This window comes from Streptomyces soli, from assembly GCF_003999195.1.
Lineage (GTDB): Bacteria > Actinomycetota > Actinomycetes > Streptomycetales > Streptomycetaceae > Actinacidiphila > Actinacidiphila soli.
This window is the reverse complement of sequence record NZ_RJVR01000120.1, coordinates 47547-71940: the sequence shown is the minus strand read 5'-3', so window position 1 is coordinate 71940 and position 24394 is coordinate 47547. Positions and strand designations below refer to the sequence as shown.

General features: G+C 68.5%; 17 protein-coding genes and 2 pseudogenes. 10 read left to right on the top strand and 9 right to left on the bottom strand.

The window, feature by feature from the left end:
* Window positions 1-4: 4 nt before the first annotated feature.
* On the bottom strand, window positions 5-1399 hold the full coding sequence (locus EFK10_RS10270) for an acetamidase/formamidase family protein (RefSeq protein ID WP_240677124.1): 1395 nt from the start codon (window positions 1397-1399) through the stop codon (window positions 5-7).
* Between the two features lie 882 nt (window positions 1400-2281).
* Here EFK10_RS10270 and EFK10_RS10265 point away from each other — a divergent pair.
* Window positions 2282-2527: pseudogene (locus EFK10_RS10265) on the top strand (IS5/IS1182 family transposase); the annotation flags it as partial.
* A gap of 430 nt (window positions 2528-2957) precedes the next feature.
* Complete coding sequence (locus EFK10_RS10260; RefSeq protein ID WP_127355417.1) at window positions 2958-3527, top strand: HPP family protein; 570 nt, start codon at window positions 2958-2960, stop codon at window positions 3525-3527.
* Window positions 3528-3625: 98 nt separating this feature from the next.
* Here EFK10_RS10260 and EFK10_RS10255 read toward each other — a convergent pair whose 3' ends face one another.
* Window positions 3626-3949 carry a hypothetical protein gene (locus EFK10_RS10255; protein ID WP_240677123.1) on the bottom strand — a complete coding sequence of 108 codons (324 nt, stop codon included), beginning with the start codon at window positions 3947-3949 and terminating at the stop codon, window positions 3626-3628.
* Window positions 3950-4217: 268 nt separating this feature from the next.
* Here EFK10_RS10255 and EFK10_RS10250 point away from each other — a divergent pair, with 268 nt between their 5' ends.
* Window positions 4218-4409 (top strand): hypothetical protein, encoded by a 192-nt coding sequence (locus EFK10_RS10250; protein ID WP_127355416.1) that lies wholly within the window; start codon window positions 4218-4220, stop codon window positions 4407-4409.
* Between the two features lie 907 nt (window positions 4410-5316).
* Here EFK10_RS10250 and EFK10_RS10245 read toward each other — a convergent pair.
* Window positions 5317-6126, bottom strand: coding sequence for a trypsin-like serine peptidase (locus EFK10_RS10245; RefSeq protein WP_127355415.1), 810 nt, complete (start codon window positions 6124-6126; stop codon window positions 5317-5319).
* Window positions 6127-6641: 515 nt separating this feature from the next.
* On the opposite strand from EFK10_RS10245, the pseudogene EFK10_RS53165 reads away from it, so the two are divergent.
* A pseudogene (locus EFK10_RS53165) lies at window positions 6642-6821 on the top strand (hypothetical protein); the annotation flags it as partial.
* A 573-nt stretch (window positions 6822-7394) separates the two neighbouring features.
* On the opposite strand, the gene EFK10_RS10235 reads toward EFK10_RS53165, so the two are convergent.
* From EFK10_RS10235 to EFK10_RS10225, 3 genes are all read right to left on the bottom strand, one after another.
* Entirely contained in the window at window positions 7395-8168 is a 774-nt protein-coding gene (locus EFK10_RS10235) for an enoyl-CoA hydratase/isomerase family protein (protein WP_127355414.1), read from the bottom strand.
* A 44-nt stretch (window positions 8169-8212) separates the two neighbouring features.
* On the bottom strand, window positions 8213-9493 hold the full coding sequence (locus EFK10_RS10230) for a CaiB/BaiF CoA transferase family protein (protein WP_127355413.1): 1281 nt from the start codon (window positions 9491-9493) through the stop codon (window positions 8213-8215).
* An 83-nt stretch (window positions 9494-9576) separates the two neighbouring features.
* Window positions 9577-10347, bottom strand: a complete 771-nt coding sequence (locus tag EFK10_RS10225) for an IclR family transcriptional regulator (RefSeq protein ID WP_127355412.1) — start codon at window positions 10345-10347, stop codon at window positions 9577-9579.
* Between the two features lie 93 nt (window positions 10348-10440).
* On the opposite strand from EFK10_RS10225, the gene EFK10_RS10220 reads away from it, so the two are divergent.
* The 6 genes from EFK10_RS10220 (at window position 10441) to EFK10_RS10195 (ending at window position 18658) form a co-directional block, all read left to right on the top strand.
* The gene (locus EFK10_RS10220) at window positions 10441-11607 is read left to right on the top strand and encodes a pyridoxal-phosphate-dependent aminotransferase family protein (RefSeq protein WP_127355411.1); all 1167 of its coding nucleotides are present in this window, start codon (window positions 10441-10443) and stop codon (window positions 11605-11607) included.
* 58 nt (window positions 11608-11665) lie between these two features.
* A complete protein-coding gene (locus tag EFK10_RS10215) occupies window positions 11666-14578 on the top strand; it encodes an FAD-binding and (Fe-S)-binding domain-containing protein (RefSeq protein WP_240677121.1) in 2913 nt (970 codons plus the stop codon).
* A gap of 345 nt (window positions 14579-14923) precedes the next feature.
* Window positions 14924-16261 (top strand): MFS transporter, encoded by a 1338-nt coding sequence (locus EFK10_RS10210; protein WP_127355410.1) that lies wholly within the window; start codon window positions 14924-14926, stop codon window positions 16259-16261.
* A gap of 104 nt (window positions 16262-16365) precedes the next feature.
* Entirely contained in the window at window positions 16366-17139 is a 774-nt protein-coding gene (locus EFK10_RS10205; RefSeq protein ID WP_127355409.1) for a fumarylacetoacetate hydrolase family protein, read from the top strand.
* 428 nt (window positions 17140-17567) lie between these two features.
* On the top strand, window positions 17568-17870 hold the full coding sequence (locus EFK10_RS49850; protein WP_240677120.1) for an aminotransferase class III-fold pyridoxal phosphate-dependent enzyme: 303 nt from the start codon (window positions 17568-17570) through the stop codon (window positions 17868-17870).
* Window positions 17867-18658 (top strand): SDR family NAD(P)-dependent oxidoreductase, encoded by a 792-nt coding sequence (locus tag EFK10_RS10195; protein WP_127355408.1) that lies wholly within the window; start codon window positions 17867-17869, stop codon window positions 18656-18658. Before EFK10_RS49850 ends, EFK10_RS10195 begins: the two co-directional genes overlap by 4 nt.
* A 542-nt stretch (window positions 18659-19200) precedes the next feature.
* On the opposite strand, the gene EFK10_RS10190 is transcribed toward EFK10_RS10195, so the two are convergent.
* The 3 genes from EFK10_RS10190 to EFK10_RS10180 all read right to left on the bottom strand — a co-directional run bounded on the left by EFK10_RS10190 (window position 19201) and on the right by EFK10_RS10180 (window position 23769).
* Window positions 19201-21432, bottom strand: coding sequence for a bifunctional polysaccharide deacetylase/glycosyltransferase family 2 protein (locus EFK10_RS10190; RefSeq protein WP_240677119.1), 2232 nt, complete (start codon window positions 21430-21432; stop codon window positions 19201-19203).
* A 931-nt stretch (window positions 21433-22363) separates the two neighbouring features.
* Window positions 22364-23137: a hypothetical protein gene (locus EFK10_RS10185; protein ID WP_127355407.1), complete on the bottom strand. Its 774-nt coding sequence runs from the start codon at window positions 23135-23137 to the stop codon at window positions 22364-22366.
* Window positions 23134-23769, bottom strand: a complete 636-nt coding sequence (locus EFK10_RS10180) for an RNA polymerase sigma factor (protein ID WP_127355406.1) — start codon at window positions 23767-23769, stop codon at window positions 23134-23136. The genes EFK10_RS10185 and EFK10_RS10180 overlap by 4 nt, the downstream gene beginning before the upstream one ends.
* Window positions 23770-24394: the final 625 nt, after the last annotated feature.

Sequence of the window (24394 nt, the reverse complement as noted above, 5' to 3'; positions counted from 1 at the left end):
GCTCCTATCGTGCGAGGTGCTTGTTGGTGAAGTGATCCTTCTTGATCACCCCGTGTACGCCGACGGTGCGGTCCACGACCTGGGACACCTCGAAGTCGGCAGCCGCCGACAGGTACGCGTACGCCACTGCGCGGTCCATGCCGAGGTCCTGCTCAAGGAAGTCCAGGGCATTGACCACGGCGCGTCGCATGGCGATGTTCAGGTCGTTGATCTGGCTGTTCTGGATGCCGTCGGGGTCGGACAGGCCCACGGCCACCCACGCGTCGGGGGTCTCGGCGAAGGGGTAGCGGAAGGCGACGGACGGGGCGTCACCGGAACCCTGCTTGCATACGGTCAGGCGGAAGGTCGTGCGCAGCGAGCCCTCCATGGCCGTGAGCGCCACTTCGCCGTTGCCCATGGCCAGGTGCGGGTCACCGGTATAGAAAAGGGCGCCCTCAGCGAAGACCGGGAGGTAGAAGGTCGAGTCCTGAGTGAGGAGGTTGATGTCGATATTGCCGCCCCCGAGGGTCGGCGGTATGGAGTTGAGGGTGGGTGCGGTGAGGGTGTCCCCGGACGCGAAAGCGACGCCCATCATGCCCATGTGGGGCTTGAGCGGGAACGCCACTTCACCGGAAGCGCCAAGCGGCATCACGCCGTTGAGGACCACGCCCGAACGGCGGATCGGTGTGAAGAGCGAGACATTGCCGTAGTGGACAGGGTCTCCGGTGGCCCGCCCGTCCGTCGACACCGGAGGCATGACCTCCTCGAGGGTGATCCCGGCCGGGGCCGAGCCGCCGGACTGGCGGGCGAGGGCGCCCTTACCGTGGCGGCTCGACACGACTCCGTAGGGCACACGCGGCAGGGTCGAGAGCACCTCGATCTTCAGCACGTCGCCGGGCTGTGCCCCCGTCACGTGGATCGGGCCGGTGACCACGTGGGGGCCGTCGACATCGAAGTTGCGGGTGGTCCGGGTGTAGTCGCGGGCGACGGCGATCGCGTCGTCCAGCACCTGATCGGCGGGGACGCCGTGGTGAGCGAAGTAGGTGGCGGGGTCGCGGCCCTGATCCTCCAGGAGCCCCTCATGGGAGAGCGTGTCGACAGTCACCGTTTCCCCGGAGCGAATCCGCAGCACCGGCTGGCTGTCGAGCGCGGGGACGTACCCCCAGCGGACCTGTTCCGGCAGCGAGGGCAGGTAGTGCTTGCCGTGGACCGGTCCCTTGCCGGGCTGGAGGATCTCCTTCGGGAACGCGGTCAAGGGCGGCTTCGCCGACTCCGCCGCCTGCGCCTGGCCCTGCGTGAGCAGCGTCGCCGCAGTGCCGGCCGCGGTCACGGCGGTGGCGGCGCGGAGGAAACCGCGGCGCCCCAGGCCGGAGATGAGAAGCTCCCGGGCGTCCCCCGGGTCCATGGCATCGGTGGTCATGCGTACTCCTGTGCTCGTGTCGTTGGATCGGGTCCCGGCATGACTTCGGCTCGCGTGAGCAGCGCCGTATCGGTGATCGGTGCAAACAGAGGCGATGGCAGGGCGTCGCGCCGCCCTGAGGCGGGCCGTCACGGTTGAACGAAGGTCAGTCCTGGTCGGCGAAGGCGCGCTGTCGTAGCGCGTGCGCCGGATCAGCGGGTCGACGTCGGCGAGATGAAGGCTCACGGCGGGCGGCGCCAGGATCGCGGTGCCTCTGCCGCCGCTTGATGAGGTGTTTGGCCTCCAGTTGGTGCAGGGCTTCCCGTGGCGAGGTCCACGACGCCGACAGCGAATCAGCCGGCTAACGCTCCGACGGCAGCCTCACCCGGGCCGGGTTCACCCACCGCGATCAGCTCTTCCAGATGGGCGACCAGCGCGTTGCCGACGCTGCTGGAGGCTGGCGGTTGCGCGGTGCCTGGGACGGTTGCGATGAGCCGTTCCTCTCGCTCACGGTGAAGAGGGGCATCAGATATATGGTCCGACCAGCTGACTGTACGAACAGTCCGAACGTGCGTCAGTAGCTGAACAAGAACGTCACGGCGTTCTTACCCGAACGCAACACAGCACGGCCGCCGCAGAGGCCCGTGCCGGCTCACGGGCCTCTGCGGCGGCCGTGCTGGGGCTACTTCAGGGCGCCCAGGGTGACGCCCGTGCGCCAGGGCTGACGATGTCGATCGCGGCGAGGGTGAAGGTCGTGCCGTCCTGCTCGACGTCAGAGCAGCCCAAACCTGGCAACCCGGGTGCTGCCACGGCCGTTCGCCCTGATGCTCTGCCCACACGGCCCCCTTTGAGGCGGGAGCCGGCGGCGGGTCGCTACGGGCGCCGGCCGTGTGCTGATGCTGCCTGCGCCGCCGTCAAATCAAGCGCACGATCCCCGAGTCGGAGAATCAGCAGGCCAATCGCCGCCGCCGAGGCAGCAAAGGCGGTCGGCCCACAGGCTTCGACCAGCGGACCTGCCGGCGCAGGAACGAAGTACAGCGCTCCGTGAACGCGCTGAAGTCATTCCGGGCCGTGGCTACGCGGTATGACAAGCGGGCCTTCGTGTTCCATGGCACGATCACCGTCGCAGGGATCCGGCTCTGGCTTCGCCTCCCTGACCTTCTGGCCACGCCTTTGGACTCGCTCTCTGTGGACTGGCTCCGGAGGGCTGTGCGTATTCCGGTTCTCCGTGGATTGTGGTGTGGAGGCGGGGAGCAGTGGTGGCTCCGTGGTCTTGGCGGGAGCGGTTCGATAGGCGGCTTCGATCGAGCGATAAGGAGGCGGGCTTGGACGGGCGGTGGTTCGCGGCGTCAGGATTTTGGGCGTGATCCCCGTCTTCACGGACGACGAGCCGCCGTGGGCCGGAAGCGGGGACGGTTGCGAGGAGTTCCTGTGGTGATTCCGTACCCCCTACAGGTGTGCGCCACGCCCGGCAGTCCGGAGGCCACGCCTCCTCTCCATCTGGCGCGGACGCACGCCGCGGGGAGGCGGGGCCGCTGTGCGGCTGTCTGCCTCGCCTCCGGGCAGGAATGTCGCATTCGTGACCTATGACGTGCCCGAGATGTCGGAAGTCGTGGATGTCCCAGTCCGTCCGGCGAAGCGGTCTTGGGCCCGTTGGTGGAAACCCGACGAGCCGCCGGTGCCCGGGCGCACGGTCGCGTCGGCGGCCGTCACCACGTCGGTCGGGTTGGCCATGCTGGTGGCTGTGGGGGCGCTTACGCACCAGACGGTGCTGGTGCCGCCGCTCGCGGCCACGACGGCGATCGTCACCGCGACTCCCAACTCGCCTCTTGCGCAGCCCCGCCATGTCATCGGCGGCCACATGCTGTCCTGCCTCGTCGGCTTCGCGGTGCTCGCCCTTGGCTGGCACGGCCCTTGGGCCGCTGCCGTGGCTTGCGGCATCGCCTGCGGACTCGTGCTCGTGCTCAAGGCGGCCCATCCGCCGGCCATGGCGACCACCGCCATGATCATGCTCACCGACCCGCCTGCCGACCGTTTCGTGCCCCTGCTGGCCGCCGGCACGGTGCTGCTCGTCGCGGTGCAGATGGTCTCCGCCCGTCTGCAACGAGAGGTCACCCCACCTCCTGGTGGTGAGCTGACACGGTCATGAACCGGCGCGGAGATGACCGGCAAGCGCCCCTGCGGCACCCCCTCTCGGCGTAGCTGTCGATGTGCTCAGCCGGTGGGTGGTCCAGTCGCCGTGTGGCGTCACCGCAGCGTGATCTCCTTGCCGGTCGACTGCTCGCGGGCGGCGGTGACGACCAGGGCCGTGGCCGCGGCGTCCTGTACTGCCACGCCCGACTTGTAGAGGCTGATCTGTTCCGGACAGGTGCGTCCCGGTTTACTGCCGGCGATGAGTTCTCCCCGTTCGGTGTGCGCGTGGTCGGCCGTGAGGCCGTCGCGGATCGGGATGAGGAGGTCGTTGCTGCCGGCGGAGAACGGGGCCAGGACGGCGTGCCGCGATTCGACGCATACCAGCGCCTCGGCGACGGTCGCGTCGTCGATCGCGCGGCTGGCCGGGTGGTATCCCACCGAGGTGATGTGGCACGAGGCCCTCGCCCTGATCCGGGAGCCGACCACGATGTTGCCCCCAGCGCGACGGTGCACCTCGCGCGGACGGCCCGGTCGCTACTCCGCGGGCTGCCGCTGGAGGATAAGGGAGTTGGTCGGGCGTACTCCAGGCCGAGCTTGAGCCCGGCCCGCCGGATACGGGATCGGCTCGGGCCGGGCCGTGTGGGCTGAAAGGGTGACGGCGAGGGGGCTGCCGCTGTCGTTTCTCTTAGTCACGCGTTGGTAGGGCATGGATCCTCATGGCGAGACCCCTGTGCGGTATGCGGCCCTGCTTGGGGCGTACTGGCTGAAGCCGGAGCGGGATGACCTGGACGCCGACGTCACGCGCGAAAGCGGGTGGAGCCGGGCCGTGATGGTCATCAGTTCGGCGGCAACCGTTGCCGCTGCTGTGGTCCTGGCCATCGCCGACCGGCTCGCCTGATTGGTGCCAGAGCGGCTGGATGGGGCAGAAGCCCAAGTGAGCGGTCAGGACAGGCGAGGCGGTCCGGGCACACCCCTGCCACCGACAAGCGGCTGGCACGCCCCCAGGCCCGCACGGACCGCGTGGCGTTCGGTGGTGTGTCTGGGGTCGGCCAGGGGTGGACAAGACGGCCAACCGGGAGTTGCTGGCGCTTCCATGTCCGGACTGGTTCTCGGTTCGATGTCCGGCAGCGCTGGGGGAGGCGGCTGTACGGGCTGCGCTGGCTTTGGGGCGTGGGTCGTAGGCCTGGTTGTGCGGTGGACAGGTAGTGAGGATCGCTTAGAGGCCGCCCGAATAGGTGGGGCGGCGTCGCGTGCCGATGGGCGGCGCCGCCCCACCTATTCGCGCGGCCTCTTAATCACTGGGTGAGGCTTTGCTGGTCAGTGGGGTGGGAGTTTGCTCCAGGCCGGGCCCGGTTCTGGCTCCCGGTAAGGCAAAGTTCACTGAGGTGGCGGGAGGGTGCGTGTCCTCTCCTACTCGCCCCACGCTCCTCTGCCTCGCAGGCGCCGCCGCGGACGGACGACTGCATGGAGCGGAACACGGGTGGCGGCCAGTTCTGTCGATCAACAACCTGCGGTGGCGCGACAAGGCCAACACTTTGGTCAGCCAGCCCCGGGGCGACCGCGCTGACTCTGAAGAGGTCCTGCGCCGCATCGACGACCGCTACCACGCCCTCACCATCGACGACGGAGGCGCCGCCTCCGCATGTGCCGGCCGTACGTTGCCCGACGACATCGGCTCGCGTCCTTGGTGCCGGCACCGCCGCCCGGCCGAACTACCGTGGGGAGACCCTGCGGGCCGGTTCGATGCGGCTCCTACGAGGGCATTTCAGTACCGTAGACGCCTCGTACTGCAACCGCATCTGCCGTCAGCAGCCGTCGCTGCCAGCGGTGGGGACGGTGTCGGGGTGCACGCCGAACGTTGCCCTCACTATGAGTTTGTATGCGTCCGGCTTGAACGCCGGCGAGTAGGAGGTGTACTCGTAGCAGCCGCCTTGGTGCAGCCCGGCGATGATGCCCTCCACGTAGGTCTGGTGGCTGCCGGGGACGGCAGATAGCCAGGGGCTGCCGCTGCTCCCTCCCACGTAACCATGACAGTTGAATGACGGGAAACCGTCGGTGTAGTAGACGGCAGTGGTGCAGCGGACGGGCTGGTCGTCGATGCCGGTGTTATAGGCGATGTCGGCGATCGTCTGGTCGGAACGCGGCGCTTGACCGAGGATGTTCGCGCCGGCCACGTCCTGGACGCCGACCTCGCGGCCGCCGAGCCGCTGGTCGCCGAGTTCGAGGATCGCGTAGTCGTGCTGCGGGTCCTGGCCGTTGCTCCACTTCGGGTCGACGTAGGCGTGGGTCACGGTCCAGACGCCGTAAGGGGTCTGACCGTCGTTGTAGCCGGGGGCGAACTGCCAGCCGGCCGCCGTTCCGGAGACGCAGTGTGCCGCCGTCAGGATGAGGTCGTGGCGAGGGCTCGCCACCACGCTGGCGGTGCACCTGTGGTCCTGGGCTAGCCCGTCGCCGAACAACGGGCCCACCGTGGATATCCCGGCGAATGCCGTCGCGGTGGGCGTCCCGGGCGGAGCGGGTGGGTCAGCCACTGCGGGGCCGGCAGACAACACCCCCACCGACACAACTGCCGCCGCGAAGAACACGATCACCCTCGCATTGGAGAACCTGGACATGTGCTGAACCCCTCTTCGGACGGTCGCCCGGGGACACGAGGCATCCGTCGGCACAGCGGCCGGTGCGGGTGACACAGCCGGGGAAGGCTGTGCCTCGGATCTCACGGTGGAACGGTGGGCGTTGATCAGCCGTTATTACCTGCCCAGCGGCAGGGAGGCAAGGGCGGAGGCGAGCACACCTATACCGACGGCCCCTGCTCACCAAGAGAGCAATTGTCAAGAGTTGTGGATCAGTAGCTGCTCACCAGCCTGGGCCACGGCGGCGGGGATGTCACCTGCTGCACCTTCCACTCCTGATGTCGGCGTAGGCACCTCGTTCGGGCTGTGGGTCGGCGACCTGGGCGCTACCGTGTGGGCCAGAGCCTGAGACTCCGGGGGACATGTGTCGTTCCAGACGCCGATCACCATAGCCAACGCGTTGGACCGGATCCATCGTCGTGAGTACGTGTTGCCGGCAATCCAGCGCGAGTTCGTCATGGTCGCGCGACAAGATCACTCGGCTCTTTGACAGCCTCATGCGTGGGTACCCCATCGGCTCCTTTCTCATGTGGAACGTCAAAGAGGGCAACGCCGGCCGTTTCGCTTTCTACGACTTCATGCGTGATTACCATGAGCGCGACAATGCCCACTGTGCCCCCACAGGTCCGCTGGGTGACCGGGCTATCACTGCCATCGTTGATGGCCAGCAGCGACTGACTGCTCTCAATATCGGCCTCTGTGGCTCGTTCACCGGGAAGCTCCCGCGGCTGTGGGCGAACAACCCGCTCGCCTATCCGAAGAAGCTCCTCTATCTGGATCTCCTGCATCGCGGCCAGGACGATGACCTGGGCGTAGAGTATGATTTCCGGTTTGTCACCGCGGATGAGGCTGAGAGCGGCAATGCGGATGCTGAAGCCCGGCTATCGCACCGCGGACGCCTTCACGGTGGACCGCACGTCGATCCGCAATTGGCTGCAGCGCTCGCTCATGAAGTCCGGGGTATGGGGAGCGGCTTGGACCGACTGCTCACAGGTTTGCGTGCGGTGTTGGAAAAAGAAGGCGCGGAGGGCTGGCCGACCCAGGCCATCGAGCGCGAAATGGCAAGGCAAGGCAAGGCGCTTCGCTTCGAACCGACCGAGATCGAAGTCCTCCTGGACCTCAAGTACGGCTCGAAGCGGCTGTTCCCGATGCTCGGGTTCGGCGGTGATCGGGATGGCCGCTGTGATCCGGCCTACGTGCGGGGCCTCGACAATGTCGGTCGGTCCCCGTCATTGACGGTGGCGGGTCGGTCACCTGCCCAGCCATCGCGGTTTCCGCTTGGCGACGAAACTCGCCACGCCATGATGGAAGTCCTCGCTGCCATACACAGTGCGCACGATGTCATCTCCGTTGGGCACGTTGGCTTGCCGGAGCCGCCGCACCGATTCCTTGGCCGCCCACATGGTCAGCGGTGCGTGGCTTGCCAACCGGTCGACGACGCTGCTGGTGCACGCGTCCAGCTCGGCGTCGCCGCACAGCTCGGCCACGAAACCGACGGCGTGCATTTCCTCACCGGTGAACATCCGCGCCCGCAGCAGCATGTCCAGGGCCCGGGCCGGGCCCAGATGGCCGACAAGCAGCGAGTACGTGCCCATGGCCAGGCAGTTGCCGAGCGTGCGGGCGACGGGGACACCAAAGCGCGCGGATCGCGTCGCGACGCGTATGTCGCACACGGCGGCGAGTGCCAGTCCTCCCCCGACACAGAATCCGGAAATCGCCGCCACGGTGGGCACACGGACCCTCGCCAGACGGTCGACGACGCCGGTGATCTTCTGCTCGTAGGCGATCCCGTCCTCGCCGGTGCGGAACTCGGAGAACTGGCTGATGTCGGTGCCGGCGACGAAAGCGGCGTCACCGGCGCCGCGGAGCACCATCACCCGTACCTCCGCATCGGTGTCGGCGAGCTCGCACGCCCCGACGAGGTCCGCGTACATCTGCCAGGTCAGGGCGTTGCGTTGCTCGGGCCGGTTGAAGGTCACCCGCAACACGGGGCCGTCACGAGAGACGAGCAGGTCATCTGACATGTGTCACTTCTCCATCGGTGTCGGGGTCAGGGTCGGCGTCGGGGTCAGGCGGGCGTGTCGCCGGCGGTCGCGTCCGTCCCGTCCGCGGCTGAGCCGGAACCGGGTGGGACGGCGACCACGCCCGCACTGATCAGCTCGTCTATGGTGGCCGGGGCGAAGCCGCACTCGGCGAGCACGGCTTCGGTGTCCGCGCCGAGCAGCGGCCCCGCGGCGCCACGTACCGCGGGCGTCGCTGAGAACCGCATCGGTGACCCGATCTGGCGCACCTCGCCCATGACCGGGTGTGGGGCATCCCAGAAGAACCCGCGCTGGTTCAGGTGTTGATCGTTGAAGACCTGCGCGGTGTCGGCGATGGGCGCGCACGGAACACCGGCGGATTCGAGCGCGGCGATCACGTCGTCGGTATTCCGCTGTGACGTCACCGCCTCGATGACGGGGATCAACGCTTCGCGGTGACTGTGCCGTTCGTGGGCGTCCTGATAACGCGGTTCGTCCAGCAACTCGATGAGATCCAGCGCCTGGCACAGGCCGGCCCACGTCGTGGGCGTGACCGCGCCCAGCGTCACCCAGCCGTCGGCAGTGCGGATCGCCTGGTACGGAGCGGTCGACTGGTGCGCCGACCCGAGCGGCCTCGCGACCTCGCCGGTGGCGAAGTAGCGGCCGGCCTCCCAGATCGCGAACGAAACACCCGATTCGAACAGTGAAACGTCGACGTACTGGCCGGTGCCGGCCGAGTCGCGGACTCGCAACGCGCCGAGCACCGCCATGGCCACGTACAACCCGCTCACGAGGTCGCAGATCGGCACACCGACCTTGACCGGATCACCTTGCGGGGGGCCCGTGATACTCATCAGCCCCGAGCGGGCCTGCGCCATGATGTCCAGCCCCGGGAGGGTGGCGAGCGGACCGTCTTGACCCCAGCCGGACGCGGAGACGTAGATGATCCGCGGATTGATCTCGTGGACCGTCTCGTAGTCGTAACCCAGGCGCGAGAGAGCCCCCGGCCGCAGGTTCTCGACGAGGACGTCGGCAGTGGCCAGTAGGCGACGCAGCACCTGCTTTCCCCGCTCTGCTTTGATATCCAGCGCGATCGAGCGCTTATTGCGGTTGAGGCGGGCGAACGGTGAACTCTGTCCGGCAACGTAGGGGCCTATCAAGCGGACCGGATCTCCACCGTCCGGATTCTCCACCTTGATCACATCGGCCCCGAGGTCGGCAAGCTGCATTGTGCCGAAGGGCGCCGCCATAAACGCCCCGATCTCCAGCACACGGATTCCGGAGAGCGGGGCGACGGGCCCGGGTGTACGATCGGCGGTAGCGTTCATCTGCGGTTACTCCCCTGGCAGCAGCGACGGACTGAGTGATTGCATACGGCATCCGAACGGGCTCGGTACGGGCATCGACTCCTCTACGCCGATGCCTGCGGGGCGGGGTCGGGAATGTACCCAAGTCGTGCCGAGAGGGTTTTCGCCGCCTCACTCACCACGGCGCCGAAAAAGGCTTGGGATTCGTCGGTCAGGCGACTCATCGGAATGTTGACACTGAGGCTCGCGACGGGTTCACCGACGCCGCCCATGACGGCCGCCGCGACCGAGCCGACGTCGGAGCGCCACTCTCCACCGTTGGTCGCGTACCCCTGTGCCCGTGCTTTGTCCAGTTCGGCGAGCAGCCGGTCCGGATCGGTGATTGTGGTGTCGGTGTAGCGCGGCAGTCCCTCGGCAAGCAGCCGTTCGATCACCTCGGGAGAGCTGTTCGCGAGTACCGCCTTGCCGTTGGCGGAGGCATGAAGCGGAAGGGCATGGCCGAGGGCCATGCTGGTCCGTACCGGCTTGGCCGTCTCCAGTCGCTCGATCAACACCATCTTGTCCCCCTCGGGAACCGTCAGGTGAATCGTCTCCTCGGTGCGCCGGCGCAGGTCTTCCATGACAGGTACGGCGGCGTCGCGCAGGCCGAGATCCCCACTGGCATGCCGGCCCACGTCAAGCGCCTTGGTGGTCACTACCCACCGAGTGATCTCGCCCCGCGCAGGGCGGATCCACCCCGCCTCGTTGAGGGTGTGCAGAGAGCGCTGCACGGAACTCTTGGGCATCTCCAGCACTCGCGCCAGTTCGCCCACGCCGATCGGCTGCCGCGTCGCGACCTCCTCCAGCACCCGCAGAGTGTTCAAAACAGCGCGCATCCATTGACTCCTCGGTTGGTCGATCCTAGCATCACCGTACCTTTTTACGGCACGGTGTGCCGTATAACGGCACGATAGATGGGATGAGTATCAGTGACCACTCGCAGTGGACGGCATTTCCTTCAGATCCCTGGACCGACCAGCGTCCCCGACCGGGTGCTGCGGGCCATCGCGCAACCCACCATCGACCACCGCGGGCCGGACTTCGCGGAGCTGGGACTGGACGTCCTGGAACGAGTCAAGCCGGTGTTCGGCACCAGCGGTCCCGTCATCATTTTTCCCTCCTCCGGGACCGGGGCGTGGGAAGCGGCGCTGGTCAACACTTTGAGCCCCGGCGACCGTGTGTTGGCGTTCGAGACCGGCCATTTTGCCACCCTGTGGCGCGCCATGGCCGAGGGCCTCGGGCTGGAAGTCGACTTCGTTGCCGGAGACTGGCGGCGCGGTGTGGACCCGAACGTTGTCGCCGAACGGCTGGCCGAGGACACGACCCACTCCATCGCGGCGGTGATGGTTGTCCACAACGAGACCTCCACCGGTGTCACCAGCCGCGTGCCGGAGATCCGGGCGGCCATCGACCAGGCGGGCCATCCCGCCCTGCTCTTTGTCGACACGATCTCCTCGCTGGGGTCGATCGACTACCGGCACGAGGAGTGGGGCGTCGACGTCACCATCAGCTGCTCACAGAAAGGCCTGATGCTGCCCCCGGGCCTCGGCTTCAACGCGGTCAGCGAGAAGGCACTGGCCGCGACCGAGCGGGCGCGGCTACCGCGGTCCTACTGGGACTGGACGCCCATCCTCGAGGCCAACGAGCGCGGCTACTGGCCCTATACCCCGGCCACCAACATGCTCTACGGGCTGAAGGAGGCCCTGCTCATGCTCGAAGAGGAGGGCCTGCCCAACGTGTTCGCACGGCATGACCGCCATGCCGAGGCCACCCGCGCCGCCGTCCGGGGCTGGGGCCTGGAGGTGCTGTGCGCCGACGAGCGGGAGTACTCCAGTGTTCTGACCGCGGTGCTGCTGGGCGAGGAGCACGACGCGGACAAAATCCGACAAATTATCCTGGACCGCTTCGACATGTCGCTCGGTACCGGCCTGAGCAAGCTCGCGGGGCGGGTCTTCCGGATCGGCCACCTCGGTCACTTCAACGACCTGACCCTGGCCGGAACCCTCGCCGGCGTGCAGATGGGGCTCGAACTGGCCGGGGTGGCAATCGACCCGGGCGGCCTGAGTGCCGCACTGGAGCTGTTGCGCGCCGAGTGAATCGCCCGGAGCGACGATCGGAAGGAGGAAGCGAACAGTGACCACGGTCAGCAATTCCGTGCCTACCACCGAAGACGTTGCCAGTCAGGATCTGGCCCGCAGGCTCCGGCAGGAACTCGAAGGCGAGGTCGCCTTCGACGACTACACCCGGCACCTGTTCGCGCGGGACGCGAGCATGTACTCGATAACTCCGGTGGGCGTGGCGTTTCCGCGCCACGCCGGGGATGTGGCGGCCGCGGTGGCGGCGGCTGCCGAGTTCGGCGTGCCGCTGGTGCCCCGGGGCGCCGGCACCAGCCTCGCCGGCCAGACCATCGGGCCGGGCCTGGTGCTGGACCTGTCCCGGCACATGAACCGCATCCTGGAGATCGACCCCGAGAACCGCACCGCCCGGGTCGAGATGGGCGTGGTGCAGGACCAGCTCAATCAGGCCGCGGCACCGCACGGGCTGATGTTCGGCCCGGACACCTCGACCAGCAACCGCGCCACGATCGGCGGGATGATCGGCAATAACTCGGCCGGCAGCGGATCGGTCCGCTACGGCATGACCATCGATCACGTGCGTGAACTCGACGTGGTGCTCTCCGACGCCGGCTACGCCCACCTGGCACCGGTGGACGAGACCGAACGGGCGCGCCGGGCACAGGCGGCCACGCTTGAGGGCCGCATCTACCGACAGCTGCCGGAGATCGTGCGAGCGAACTCCGCCGCCATCGCCGGGGGATTCCCCAAGTTCTGGCGCCGGGCCGGCGGCTACCGGCTTGACCGGCTCCTCGGGGAGGGCCCGTTCGACCTGGCGAAGTTCGTCGTCGGCTCCGAGGGCACGCTCGTGGTCGCCACCGAGGCCCTGGTCGACCTCGTGCCCAAGCCGCGTCGGACGGTTATCGCCGTCGGGCACTTCGCCTCGACGCCCGCCGCCATCGCGGCCACCGAGGACGCGCTGTCCTGCGATCCGGCCGCCGTCGAGCTGATGGACCGTACGATCCTGGATCTGTCCCGGCGGAAAATCGAGTACGCCTCGCTGGGCGCGATCCTCGAAGGCGACCCCGAGGCATTGCTCTTCGTAACCTTCTCCGGGGACGACGAGCAGCAACTCCTCGGCCAGCTCCAGCGGGTGACCGCGCTGTGGCAACGCCACGGCCACGGATACCACACGCTGCAGGCCGTCACGGCCGACCAGCAGTCGGCCCTGCTCAAGGTCCGCAAGTCAAGCCTGGGCCTGTTGATGGCCGCCAGCGTGGGCGCACGCCGTCCCCTGGCGTTTGTGGAGGACACCGCGGTCGACCCCGCGCACCTCGCCGACTACACCCAGCGCTTCAAGGCGGTCCTGGACCGGCACGACATGACGGCCGGCTTCTACGGGCACTGTTCGGTCGGCTGCCTGCATATCCGCCCCTTCGTCGACCTCACCGATCCGGCGGAGGTGCAGAAGATGCGCGCCGTCGCGGAGGAGATCAAGGACCTGGTCAGGGAGTACGGCGGCGTCAATTCCAGCGAGCACGGCGACGGGCTGGCCAGAAGCGAGTTCAACCGGGAGCTCTTCGGCGACACGCTCTACGAGGCCATGCGCCAGGTCAAGCACGTCTTCGACCCGGACGACCGGATGAACCCCGGTAAGATCGTGGACGCCCCGTCGATGACGGAGAACCTGCGTGACCCGGCGCTGCCACCGGCAACGCCGTTCCGGACGCGGCTGGACTTCGAGGTGGTCGGCGGCATGCGCGGCGCCGCGGACCGCTGCATGAACATCGGGTTGTGCCGCAAAAGCACCACCGGCGCCATGTGCCCGTCGTACATGGCCACCCGCCAGGAGGAGCACTCCACCCGCGGACGCGCCAACGCCCTGGTCAAAGCGCTGTCCCAGCCCGACCCACGGGAGGCCCTCGGCGACGAGCGGCTGCACGAGATCCTGGATCTGTGCCTCGGGTGCAAGGCATGCAAGAGTGAGTGCCCGCTCGGCGTGGACATGGCCGCGCTCAAGAGCGAGACGCTGTCGCACCATCACGACCTGCACGGGACTCCGCTGCGGTCCCGGATCTTCGGCGCGATCCGGTCGCTGAACCGGCTGGGCTCGGCGACAGCACCGCTGTCCAACCTGCCCGGGCGCAGCCGGCTACTACGCCGGCTGATGGACCGGCTGGTCGGCATCACGCCGGCGAGGCCGCTGCCGAAGTTCGCGCGGATCAACCTGCTGCGCTGGTTCCGTCGGCGCACGAGTCCGGCGCACCCCGTCACCCAGGGAACGGTCACCTTCCTCGCCGACTCCTTCACCACGTTCACCGAGCCCGGCATCGGCCGGGCGGCCATCGAATTGCTGGAACGGGCCGGGTGGCAGGTCCAACTGGAGAGCGGTGGCTGCTGCGGCAGGTCCAGCCTGTCCAAGGGGCTTGTCGACGACGCCAAGGACAAGGCACGCAAGCTCGCCCATTCACTGAGCGCGACGGGGGAACCCGGCTCACCGATCGTGGGCTGCGAACCGTCCTGCCTGATGACCCTGCGGGACGAGCACCTGGCACTGCTGCCCGACGACGTGGCGGTCAAGGACGTCGCGGGCCGGGTACGGCAGGTGGAAGAGCTGCTGGGCGAGGCCATTGATGACGGCCGGCTGCGGCTGCGCGCGGATTCCTGGCTCGCCGGGCGCAGGCTGCTTTATCACGGCCACTGCCACCAGAAGGCGGAGGTCGGCACCGCCGCGACCGTTGCACTGCTCAAGCGGATCCCGGGGGTCCAGGTTGACGAACTCGACGCCGGATGTTGCGGCATGGCCGGATCTTTCGGATTTGAATCCGAACACTACGACGTGTCGATGACAGTAGGGAATGACCGCCTCTTCCCAGCCGTCAAAGCGGCCTCCGAAGACACCGTCCTGGTGGCCACCGGCGTGTCCTGCCGACAGCAAATTGCCCACGGCGGCGGACGTGGTGCCAGCCACCCGGTAGAACTCATTCGCTCCGCGCTCGAGTCGCCTGATTAGCCCGGCTGTCCCGGCTTGATTCCGCCACGTCAACGAAGGTGCGCACGATGATAAGCACCCTCGTCGGGCCGGCACGCCCGCTTGCCATTTCATTGTCCGCCCGGCTGCGGCGGCACGCTGAAGATATCCCGGCCGCTCGTGGCCGGAGTATTGACTTCGCTCTACACGCTGCCTATCTTCCGAATGCGGTATTCGATCCCACCGGAAGACCATCGAGCGGGAATCTCAAGAAAGAACGATTGCCCGCCACATAGGAGTCTCATTCCATCGGAGACCTCTTCAATCGGCGCTCGGCGCAGAGTCGAGCAGCCACCGTGAGAAAACAACCTACAAGGAGGTAGGTCGTTGGCCACGCAGACATCCATTGTCCGGCGCCGGTCCGAAATGAAGCGATGGACCAGAATTCTTCCGGTCATCGTCATCATCTACGTGATCTGCTACATCGACCGCTCGAACATCGCTTTCGCTCTGCCCAACCTCCAGAAGGACATGCACCTCAGCGGGGCTCAAGCGGGCTTCGCGACCGGCATCTTCTTCTGGGGCTATCTACTGCTACAGGTCCCCGGCGGCTACATGGCCGAGCGGTGGAGCGCAAAGCGGTGGGTCGCGATTCTGATGGTGCTGTGGAGTGCGGCCGCGGTCGCGTCAGGGTTTACGCACAACCTCACCGAACTCGTGCTCGCCCGTTTCCTGCTCGGGGTGGCCGAGGGTGGCGTGCAGCCCGCGCTGATGGCCACCATCCGGTCCTGGTTCCCGTTCGCCGAACGCAGCCGGGCCTATGCGATCTTCAAGCTGTACACACCGATCGCGGCAATCATCGCCGCGCCGTCCGCAGGTATGCTCCTGACCTATGCGGACTGGCGCTGGATGTTCATTATCATGGGCGGCGCCCCACTCATCGTCGGGCTCGCCGTGTGGCTCTACATCATCCGCGACACGCCGGCGAAAGCGGAGTGGCTGTCGGACAATGAGCGTAACTACATCGAGAAATCTCGTACCGATGAAGGCGAGCCGCTCAAGCATCGTGGAAGTTTCAAGGCTGCGTTCGGAAGCCCGATCGTGTGGCTGTTCGCTCTCATCTACACGTTGACCCAGCTGGGTCTGCTCGGACTCTCGATGTGGTTGCCGAGCGTGCTGAAGACGGCCTTCCACACCGATATGAAGGTCGGTCTCGTCGCAATCCTGCCGCAGATTGCCGCCGGCGTCGCGATCATTCTGATCGGTCGGTCGGCGGACCGTCATGGCAGGCACATCACCCATATGTGCGCCGTCCTCGGCGTCGGAGCCGTGGTTCTCGCCGGTGCGGGTCTGATCTCGGCTCAACAGAAATGGCTCGTTCTGGGGGCGATGATTCTGGGCACGGCGGCGTCGATTGCCTGGTACGGACCCTTCTGGGCGACAGTCACCAAGCTCACGCCGGTGGCCGCCGCAGGCGCCGGCATTGGCATCATCAACGGCGTCGGCAACCTCGGTGGATTTTTCGGGCCGTACATCGGCGGATGGCTCAGCGACATCAGCGGCGGTGGATACGCACTCACTCAGGTCTTCTTCGGCCTGGTCTTCGGTGTGGCGGCGCTGCTCGTCCTCACGCTGCGAAAGAAGTTGCGCGAGGCCACGAGCGCCCCGCCAGTCGGTACCGGAACGGCGGGGACGGAGGGAGCGCCCGCCGTCACCTCCGCCTGACGGTTCCAGATCCCGCGGTACCAGGCCGTCGGTTCCTGACGGCCTGGTACCGCGGCGTCCACGGTTTCAAGGGCCCAGGAGGGCTCAGATAGGAGAGATGACCGGTGCGGTTGGTCAGGTATCGCAAGGGAGAGCACACCGGGCTCGGTGTACTGGTGGGCGACTACGTCCATGACGTGGGGGACGGCCCGCTGGGCCGAACGAAACCCGGCCCCAGGGTCGCGGCCCTGGACGAGGTCGAGTTGCTCGCGCCGAGCGACCCACGAGTGATCGTGTGCGCGGGGAGCAACTACGCAGGCCAGATAGCCGAGAAACAGCGGCCGTGGCCGACCCAGCCGCCGTTGTTCCTCAAGGCGCCCAACGCCGTCGTCGGGCCGGGTGCGGCGGTGATCCACCCCGCGGGGCTGCGGCGGCTGGAGTACGAGGGCGAATTGGCGGTAGTGATCGGCCGCACCGCCCGCGAGGTCCCCGCGGCGTCGTTCGCCGACTACGTACTCGGCTACACCTGCGCCAACGACATCACCGCGGACGACTGGCGCGCGGACGGACAGTGGACCCGGGCCAAGAGCGCGGACACCTTCTGCCCGCTCGGGCCGTGGATCGAGACCGAGATCGCCGACCCGGCATCACTGCGGCTGAGCACCCTGGTCAACGGCCGGACGGTCCAGGACGGCTCCACCGCGGAAATGGTCTTCGGCGTGGGGGAACTGCTGGCTTTCGTCACCCGCTGGATCACCCTGCAACCGGGTGACGTGCTGCTCACCGGCAGCCCCGCGGGTGTCGGACCGCTGGTCCCCGGCGACCGGGTGGAGATCCGGATCGAGGGCGTGGGCACGCTCTCCAACCCGGTGCTGGGACCGCGGTCCCCCGAAGTGTGAGGAGGCGCGGCAGGCGCCCCAGAAGTCGCGCAGGGCGTAGCCGACGGCATCTTCAAGTCGAGCTCCTGCCATGGCGGAAAGCCGATTGAAACGCGCCGGCAGCGTGACCACACCTTGGACCAGCGCACGGCTCCTCATGAGAAGCTTGACGGCATGGGAGGAGCGTCGGACGATCAGGCTTCGAGGACGTTTCCGGCAACGATCCACGTCGGTGACCTCTCCGTTCTCCCGGGCATCGTGACTGTCGTCAAGACGATGGGCAACGGACACCCACTGGGAGCCGTCATCATCCGCCGCGACATCGCCGAGCGCTACCGCTTCCCAGGGCTACTTCTTCTCCTGCGCTGGAGGCAGCCCGGTCAGCGCGGTGGTCGGCCTCACTGTGCTGGTACATCGCGCGCGACGAGAAACTCCAGGGGAATGCGCGCATGGTAGGCGCCCACCTGCGGTACCGGCTGCTCGAACTGGCGGACCGGCATGAACTCATAGGCGCGGTGCACGGCACCGGTCTCTACGTCGGAGTCGGGCTCGTACGCGATCGCGAGCAGCTCACCCCTGCGCCAGAGGGGACGGCAGCGGTGTGCGAGCACCTGCGCGAACTGGGGGTCATCGTCCAGCCGACCTCCGACCGCCTCTGCGTGCTGAAGATCAAGCCGCCGCTGTGCCTGACCCGCGACAGCGCTAACTTCTTCGTGGACATGTTCGACACCGCACTCCAGGAGATCCGATGACGCCAGGCAATGAGCTCAGTGGACAGGTCGCGGTGGTCACGGGTGCCGGCAGCGCCTCCGGCATAGGCTTCGCATGTGCGGCGCGCTTGGGTGCCATGGGTGCCCGCGTGGTCATGACGTCGACGAGCGACCGCATTCACCAGCGGGTCGCCGAACTCGCGACGCTGGGTGTCGAGGCGTGCGCAACGGTCGCCGACCTGACCATCGCGGCTGAGGCGAACCGGCTGATTGACTGCGCTCTGAGCCGCTTCGGCAGGCTGGACATCCTGATCAACAACGCGGGGATGACTTCGGTAACCGACTCTGCCGAACCCGAGGGGATCACCGGACTCAGCGATGAGCAATGGCACGCGTCGCTGGCCCGTAACCTCGACACCGCCTTCTTCGTCACCCGGGCCGGCCTGCACCCCATGCTGGAGGCGGGCTACGGTCGGATCGTCAACATCGCCTCCGTATCGGGAGTACTGCAGGCCTACCGAGGAGACACCGCCTACCACTCCGCCAAAGCGGGGATGACCGGCCTCACCAGATCCGTCGCCCTTGAAGTCGCCGGCCAGGGCATCACGGCCAACGCCGTCGCACCGGGGTGGATCGCCACCGAGTCCTCCAGCCTCCACGAGATCGCCATGGGCCGGGCGACGCCGGTCGGCCGTCCCGGCCGCCCGGACGAGGTCGCCGCTCTCGTCGCCCACCTGGCCTCTCCCTTGGCCGGCTTCATCACCGGCCAAGTGCTCGTCATCGACGGCGCGAACTCCCTTGCCGAGGAACGACCGCTCCTGGGTGAGTAGCTGCTGGAAGATCGCCCGGAGCCGGTCCGTTTCGGCCTCGTTGTCTCGGCTTCGACCGGCCCGCTTGAGCGCGGAGCCGTTGGTGATGGTGGCCTGTACGACACACAGGGCGGGGCGGCGGGGGTCCAGACGCATGGCGGCGGTGCTCCTTCAAGGGAGCGGCCCCCGGCCCCCCTCCACAAGGTCGACTGCTCCGGCCCGAGCTGACCGCACACCTGCGGGTCACCGGCCGCCGGTCCGCACCACGCTCCTCCCGCCGCGACAGCGGGAAGCCACCGGCGCAGCCCGGCCACACCGGAGTGAGTGCCGGGGCCCTGGGCTGGTGGGCCCCGGCGGGGCTGTCGTGCTCGGGCTGCCGCGTTAGCGGCCGCACGCCTGACAAGCGGCTTGCGGGGGTTGGCAGCGTAGGCGCACTCAGGTTCTAGTGGTCGTTGCAACACCCCAGCTCAAGGGGGGCGATGGCATTCGAGATCCGCAAGGACCAGGTCGCCGGAGCTGAGCATGATCTGGATCTCCTCCGGTCAGGTGGCCGACGCCGGCGGTCATTCGCTGGCTTGGGGGGCGGTGTGTGCCTCGTGCAGCCGGGTGTCGGCGAGGGCGGTGGGCACGGCCGGTACCGGAACCGCGGGCGGCGGAGTCGGGCCGGTGGGGACCTGGAGGCTGCCGTAGCGTTCCATTCGCTGCCAGCGCAGCCGCGTGCCCGCCAGGGCGGTGAACACCGACTGGACCACTACCAGGTACATCAGCTGCCGGTACACGAACTGCTGCAGCGGCAGGCTCCACAGCGGGCCGGGCCGTTCGTGGTCCAGCCGGAAGGCGTAGAGGCCCATCACCACCTGTACCAGCACGAAGGCCAGCCAGAGTCCGATGATGCGCACCGGGTCGAGGAAGATCAGTCCATATACCGTGAAGACGTCCACCACCGGGCCGAGCAGCGGCAGCAGCGCCTGGAAGAGCAGCAGATAGCCCAGGCCGCGGCGGCCGAGCCGGCCGGCTGGTCCGCGCTGCAGCAGGGCGCCGCGGTGTTTCCACATGGCCTGCAAGGTGCCGTAGCACCAGCGGTAGCGCTGTTTCCACAGGGCGCCGAGGGAGGCCGGGGCTTCGGTCCACGCCTTGGCGCGCTCCTCGTAGACGACTCGCCAGCCGGCCCGGCACAGGGCCATCGTCAGGTCGGTGTCCTCGGCCAGGGTGTCGTCGCTGACCCCGCCGATCCGCAGCACTGCCTTGCGGCGGAAGCCGCCCACTGCGCCTGGCACAGTGGGCATGCACTGGCCGAGGTCGAACAGCCGGCGGTCCAGATTGAAGCCGACGACGTACTCGATGTGCTGCCAGCGGCCCAGCAGCCCGCCCCGGTTGACGACCTTGGCGTTTCCGGAGACCGCGCCCACACGGGCATCGGCGAACGGCTGCAGCAGCATTCGTACGGCGTCGGGTTCGAAGACCGTGTCGCCGTCCACCATCACCAGCAGGTCGTGCGAGGCGGCCGCGATACCGGTGTTGAGGGCGGCCGGTTTCCCGGCGTTGCGCTGCCGGATCACGCGGACACCGGGCAGTCCGAGTGACTCCACCAGGTCGGCCGTGCTGTCGGTGGAGCCGTCGTCCACCACGATGACCTCCACCGGGTGGTCGGAGGCGACCAGCGATCGGACCGCGGCCTCGATACCGGCGCTTTCGTTGTACGCGGGCACGATGACCGACGCGGGCGCGGTGACCGGCGGGCCCCACGGGCTACGGCGGGCTCGGCTGTGCCTGCGGGCCGCCACCAGCACCGCGACCGCGCGCAACACGCTCAGGGCGCCGGCCGCGAGCATCAGCCAGTCCAGGACGGTCAGTACCAGGTCGCCGCTGCGCAGCACCCAGATCAGGCCGAGCCCCTGCCAGTGGTCGCCGGTCGCCGCGGGCTTGACCGGGTCGGCCATGCCGACCGCGGCGCTGACGGTTGCGAAGTGATAGCCGCGCGCTTTGAGTTCGGGCAGCAGAATGCGCAGGGCGGCGATGGTCTGGGAGCGGTCGCCGCCGGCGTCGTGCATGAGCAGGATCTGGCCGGCCGTGCCGTGCGGGGTGGCGTTGGCGATGATGCGGGTCACTCCAGGGCGCTGCCAGTCCTCGCTGTCCTGGGTGGTGAGTACGGTGAGGTAGCCCTGCTGTCCGGCGCGTTGCATGCTGCGCCAGGCAGCGTCGTCCACGGCGTCGTTGCCCGAGGAATAGGGCGGCCGCAGCAGTGAGGTGGTGACCCCGGCGGCGCCGGCTACCGCCAGCTGTGCCTGCCGCAGTTCCAGCGACTGGTACCAGGGTGGGAGGGTGGCCAGCTCGGCGTGGGTGAAGGTGTGGATACCCACCTGGTGGCCCTCGGCGACGATCCGCCGCAGCAATTCGGGGTGCTGGGCGGCCAGGGTGCCGACGACGAAGAAGGTGGCGTGCACGTGGTTGCGCCGGAGGACGTCGAGGACCTGCGGTGTCCACTTCGGGTCGGGGCCGTCGTCGAAGGTGAGCGCAATGGTACGGGCCTTGGGGCGGGCGGTGTGCGGCCGGTCGCCGGCTGCGGCCACCACGGGGCCGCCGTGGGCCACGGTGGCGGGCACCGAAGCGGAGGGGCCGGGCGGGGCTGCCGTCCCGTCGGCGGCGTCGTTGAACATGTGCCGGCTGTAGCCCTGCAGCACCAAGGCGACAGCCAGGGTCACCACGAGTGTGCAGAGCACCAGCCAGTGGGTGCGCAGCGGTACGTCGCGGGCGTTGGCCCGGCGGGCGGGTGTGCGGCTGCGATCGCGGCTCACGGGTAGGTCTTCCTCTTCCGTCCTGTCAGAACGTGGCGGGCTCGATCAGGACTTGACGGGCCGGTGGGAAGCGCCCGGGGCCGTGCTGGCGTGGCTCTTGCCGTTGGCGGTCGGTGCGGCTGTGGTCTGCCCTGGGCTCGGTGAGGCCGAGGGGCCGGCAGAAGCGGATCCGGTCGGTGAGGCGCTCGTCGAAGCCGAGGACACCGATGAGGGCGACGCCGAAACGGATGAGGCGGACGAGGCGGCGGAACCGGACTGTGTGGCGTTCACAGCACTGTCCGGCAGTCGGCTTCCGGACCCGGCCTTGCCGCCGGAGCGCGGGGCCGTCCGGTGTTTCACGGACGGGGCATGCCCGGAGGCATGCCGCTCGGTGCCGTCTGGCGGGGCGGGAAGCGGCAGAAACGGCGCATCCACGGTGGGGCCGCCCAGCGCGGTACTGACCACCAGGGTGAGGTACCCGGCGGCGAGGACCAGCAGGGTCAGGCCAACGCGGCGGACCCGGCGCCGGCGCCGCCCCGTAGCGTCCACGAAGACCGGTCCAGCCGTCGGCGCGCTCCCTGTCGCGGTTGGCGCGCTCCCTGTCTCCTCGGATCCCGGGCCTGTGGTGGGCACCGGGAACACAAGCGTGCTGTCGGTGCTGTCGGCGGGCGGGAGGATGCTGATCGTGTCGTCGCTCACAGGCGTGGTCCCAGCAGGCGGGGCGCGAACGTGTGGGGTTCGCTGCGGCGGGCCGGATCGGGTGCGGAAGAGGGCGGGCTGCCGTCGTGCTCCGGTGCGCAGGTCCGGACGAGAGGAAGCCCTTGGAGGGACGCTTTCTGCCGGTCCGGAGCTTGTACGGGCCCGCGGCCGGTCGCCGGTTCGGCGCGGCGGGGACCGGACGGGCGGTGGCTACCGGGGGAGTAGGCCCACCGCCCGTCCGGGATCAGGGCGGTCACCCGGTACCGCTCGGGTGACCGGTCGCGGCGGCGCTGGCCTGCTTGGCCGCGGCGCCGCTGGTCTTCGTGGCCTTCGGGGAATGGCTCGGGTGAGCGGTCGCGGGGCCGTGGGTCGGCTTGGCGGCCTTGCTGGTTTTCGCGGAACTTCCCGCGTGGCCCGGGGTCTTGGTGTCCTTGGCGGCGTGGTGTTTACCGTGCAGGACGGCGGCGCAGTAGGCCGCGACCTTGCCTTTACCGCCCGCCACGCGGACCAGGCCCGAGAACGCGGGGCCGGCCAGCTTCTTGGCACGGTCGGCCCCGGTGCTCGCGGCGTAGGCCTCGCACAGGGCGGTGGTGGCCGGGTCGGCGTCCGCCGTGGCGGTCGCCCCGCCGGCGTTCGGCGCGCCGGTGGTGCGGCCCGGAGTCGGCGAGGCGACGGCGGAGTTGCCGCCCTTGACACCAGGCAGGTGGCCCGTACCCGCCGCGACGGCCACACCGCTCACGGCGGTGACAGCGAGTGCGGCGACGAGCGCCTTCACGCTGCGGCGCCGCGCCTGTGCTGCGGTGGTCATGGGCCTACTCCGGGAGTGCTGGACAGGGTTGAGACGTGTCTTCCGGAACGCGTCCATAGCCGCGCTCTCGCCCGCCTGTTCGCCGTCGGCCGGAGGGGCCGCGAGCGTGGCAAGCAGGTCGACGAGCGCGTCATGACCGGCGTCCGGACCGAGCGGGCGGCCGTCGAGCAGCTTCTCGACGGTGGCCCGGTCCATCCGCATGAACCGGTGGATCCTCATCTCATGTCCTTCAGCGTCGGCGACTTCGTCCGTGTCACACCCTCGCGGGAACTTTTCTGCCCGGGTTTTCGCGGCGGCGGTGTCGCAGGCTCCGCCGGCCCTGCCGCGGACTGTTCCAGCAGCTTGGCGAGCATTTTCAGGCCCCGGTGCGCAGCCATGCGTACGGCTCCGGGACGTTTTCCCAGCACCTGTGCCGCGGTGTCGGCGTCAAGGTCCATGACCACGCGCAGCAGCACCGCCTCGGCCTGGTCACGGGGAAGCCGTGCGACCAGGCCGAGCGCAGTGCTGATGCCCGCTGAGGACAGGGCGGCCCCGGCCGTGTCCTCGCCGGCAGGCAGGTCGGTCAGATACTCGACGGGTACGTCGCCGCGGGGACGGCGGCGACGGCTACGCAGGTGGTCAAGGGCGCGGTTGCGGCTCATCGTCACGACCCAGCCGCGGAAACCGTCGAAGTCGCCCCGGAAAGCGTCGAGGTCGCGGACGACCTGGAGCCACGTCTCGGACGCCACGTCCTCGGCGTCGTCGCCGACCAGCACGTACAGGTAGCGCAACAGCCAAGGCTGGAGAGCTCGGAACACCACCTGGAACGCTTCCTCGTCCCCGCCCTGGGCCGCGCGCACTACGGCCGACATGCCCGCCGGTTCCGCCCTGCGATCGGAATCCGGGGGCGTGGCGCCCACCCCCGCACCCGCTTCACCGTCGTCTATGCCATACCCCTGTGGTCTTTGCACTCACGACATCATGCGCCATCCCGGCCAACGGCCTCCTCCGGGTCATGTGGGCCGGCGTCGGCCCCGGCGGCGCGTGCAACGCCCGAGCCGCGGACCTGACGGCCGGTCAGTGACTGTCGGCGATCGATGCCGCCCAGCGGGCGGCGTGGGTCCCACGTGGCGCTCCGGCTTGTTACAGGCACGGGCGGGCCCGTAGCCCGGTAGGTAGGAGGGGCGAGAGCGGGGCTGGTCGTACGCGTCTTGTGAACGTTCCGTAAGCATTTCGTACGCGTTATCCGGGCCGCCGAGCGGGGGGTACTGTGCGTCGCCGTGTCACCCAGGGCCAAGCGGTTGGCTGGTCAGCGGCCTTCTGCGGGGAGCACACCGGCCGGCCGCACGCCGGTCCGCGACCAACCACATCGTGGATGAACCTCGGCGTACGCGTGAGGTTGCGAGTCATATGATCCCCCCGCTTTCGGCATGTGGCCGGAAATCCCTGTTCGGAGGCTGGGCAATGGATTCACAGCGGACTGACGGAGCCAGACGG

Excerpts from the sequence above, each read along its gene's own strand:
- EFK10_RS10270 (WP_240677124.1), bottom strand. The coding sequence starts at position 1,399 with ATGACCACCGATGCCATGGACCCGGGGGACGCCCGGGAGCTTCTCATC.
- EFK10_RS10250 (WP_127355416.1), top strand. The coding sequence starts at position 4,218 with ATGGATCCTCATGGCGAGACCCCTGTGCGGTATGCGGCCCTGCTTGGG.
- EFK10_RS10245 (WP_127355415.1), bottom strand. The coding sequence starts at position 6,126 with ATGTCCAGGTTCTCCAATGCGAGGGTGATCGTGTTCTTCGCGGCGGCA.
- EFK10_RS10235 (WP_127355414.1), bottom strand. The coding sequence starts at position 8,168 with ATGTCAGATGACCTGCTCGTCTCTCGTGACGGCCCCGTGTTGCGGGTG.
- EFK10_RS10230 (WP_127355413.1), bottom strand. The coding sequence starts at position 9,493 with ATGAACGCTACCGCCGATCGTACACCCGGGCCCGTCGCCCCGCTCTCC.
- EFK10_RS10225 (WP_127355412.1), bottom strand. The coding sequence starts at position 10,347 with ATGCGCGCTGTTTTGAACACTCTGCGGGTGCTGGAGGAGGTCGCGACG.
- EFK10_RS49850 (WP_240677120.1), top strand. The coding sequence starts at position 17,568 with ATGGTAGGCGCCCACCTGCGGTACCGGCTGCTCGAACTGGCGGACCGG.
- EFK10_RS10195 (WP_127355408.1), top strand. The coding sequence starts at position 17,867 with ATGACGCCAGGCAATGAGCTCAGTGGACAGGTCGCGGTGGTCACGGGT.
- EFK10_RS10185 (WP_127355407.1), bottom strand. The coding sequence starts at position 23,137 with ATGAGGATCCACCGGTTCATGCGGATGGACCGGGCCACCGTCGAGAAG.
- EFK10_RS10180 (WP_127355406.1), bottom strand. The coding sequence starts at position 23,769 with ATGTCGGCCGTAGTGCGCGCGGCCCAGGGCGGGGACGAGGAAGCGTTC.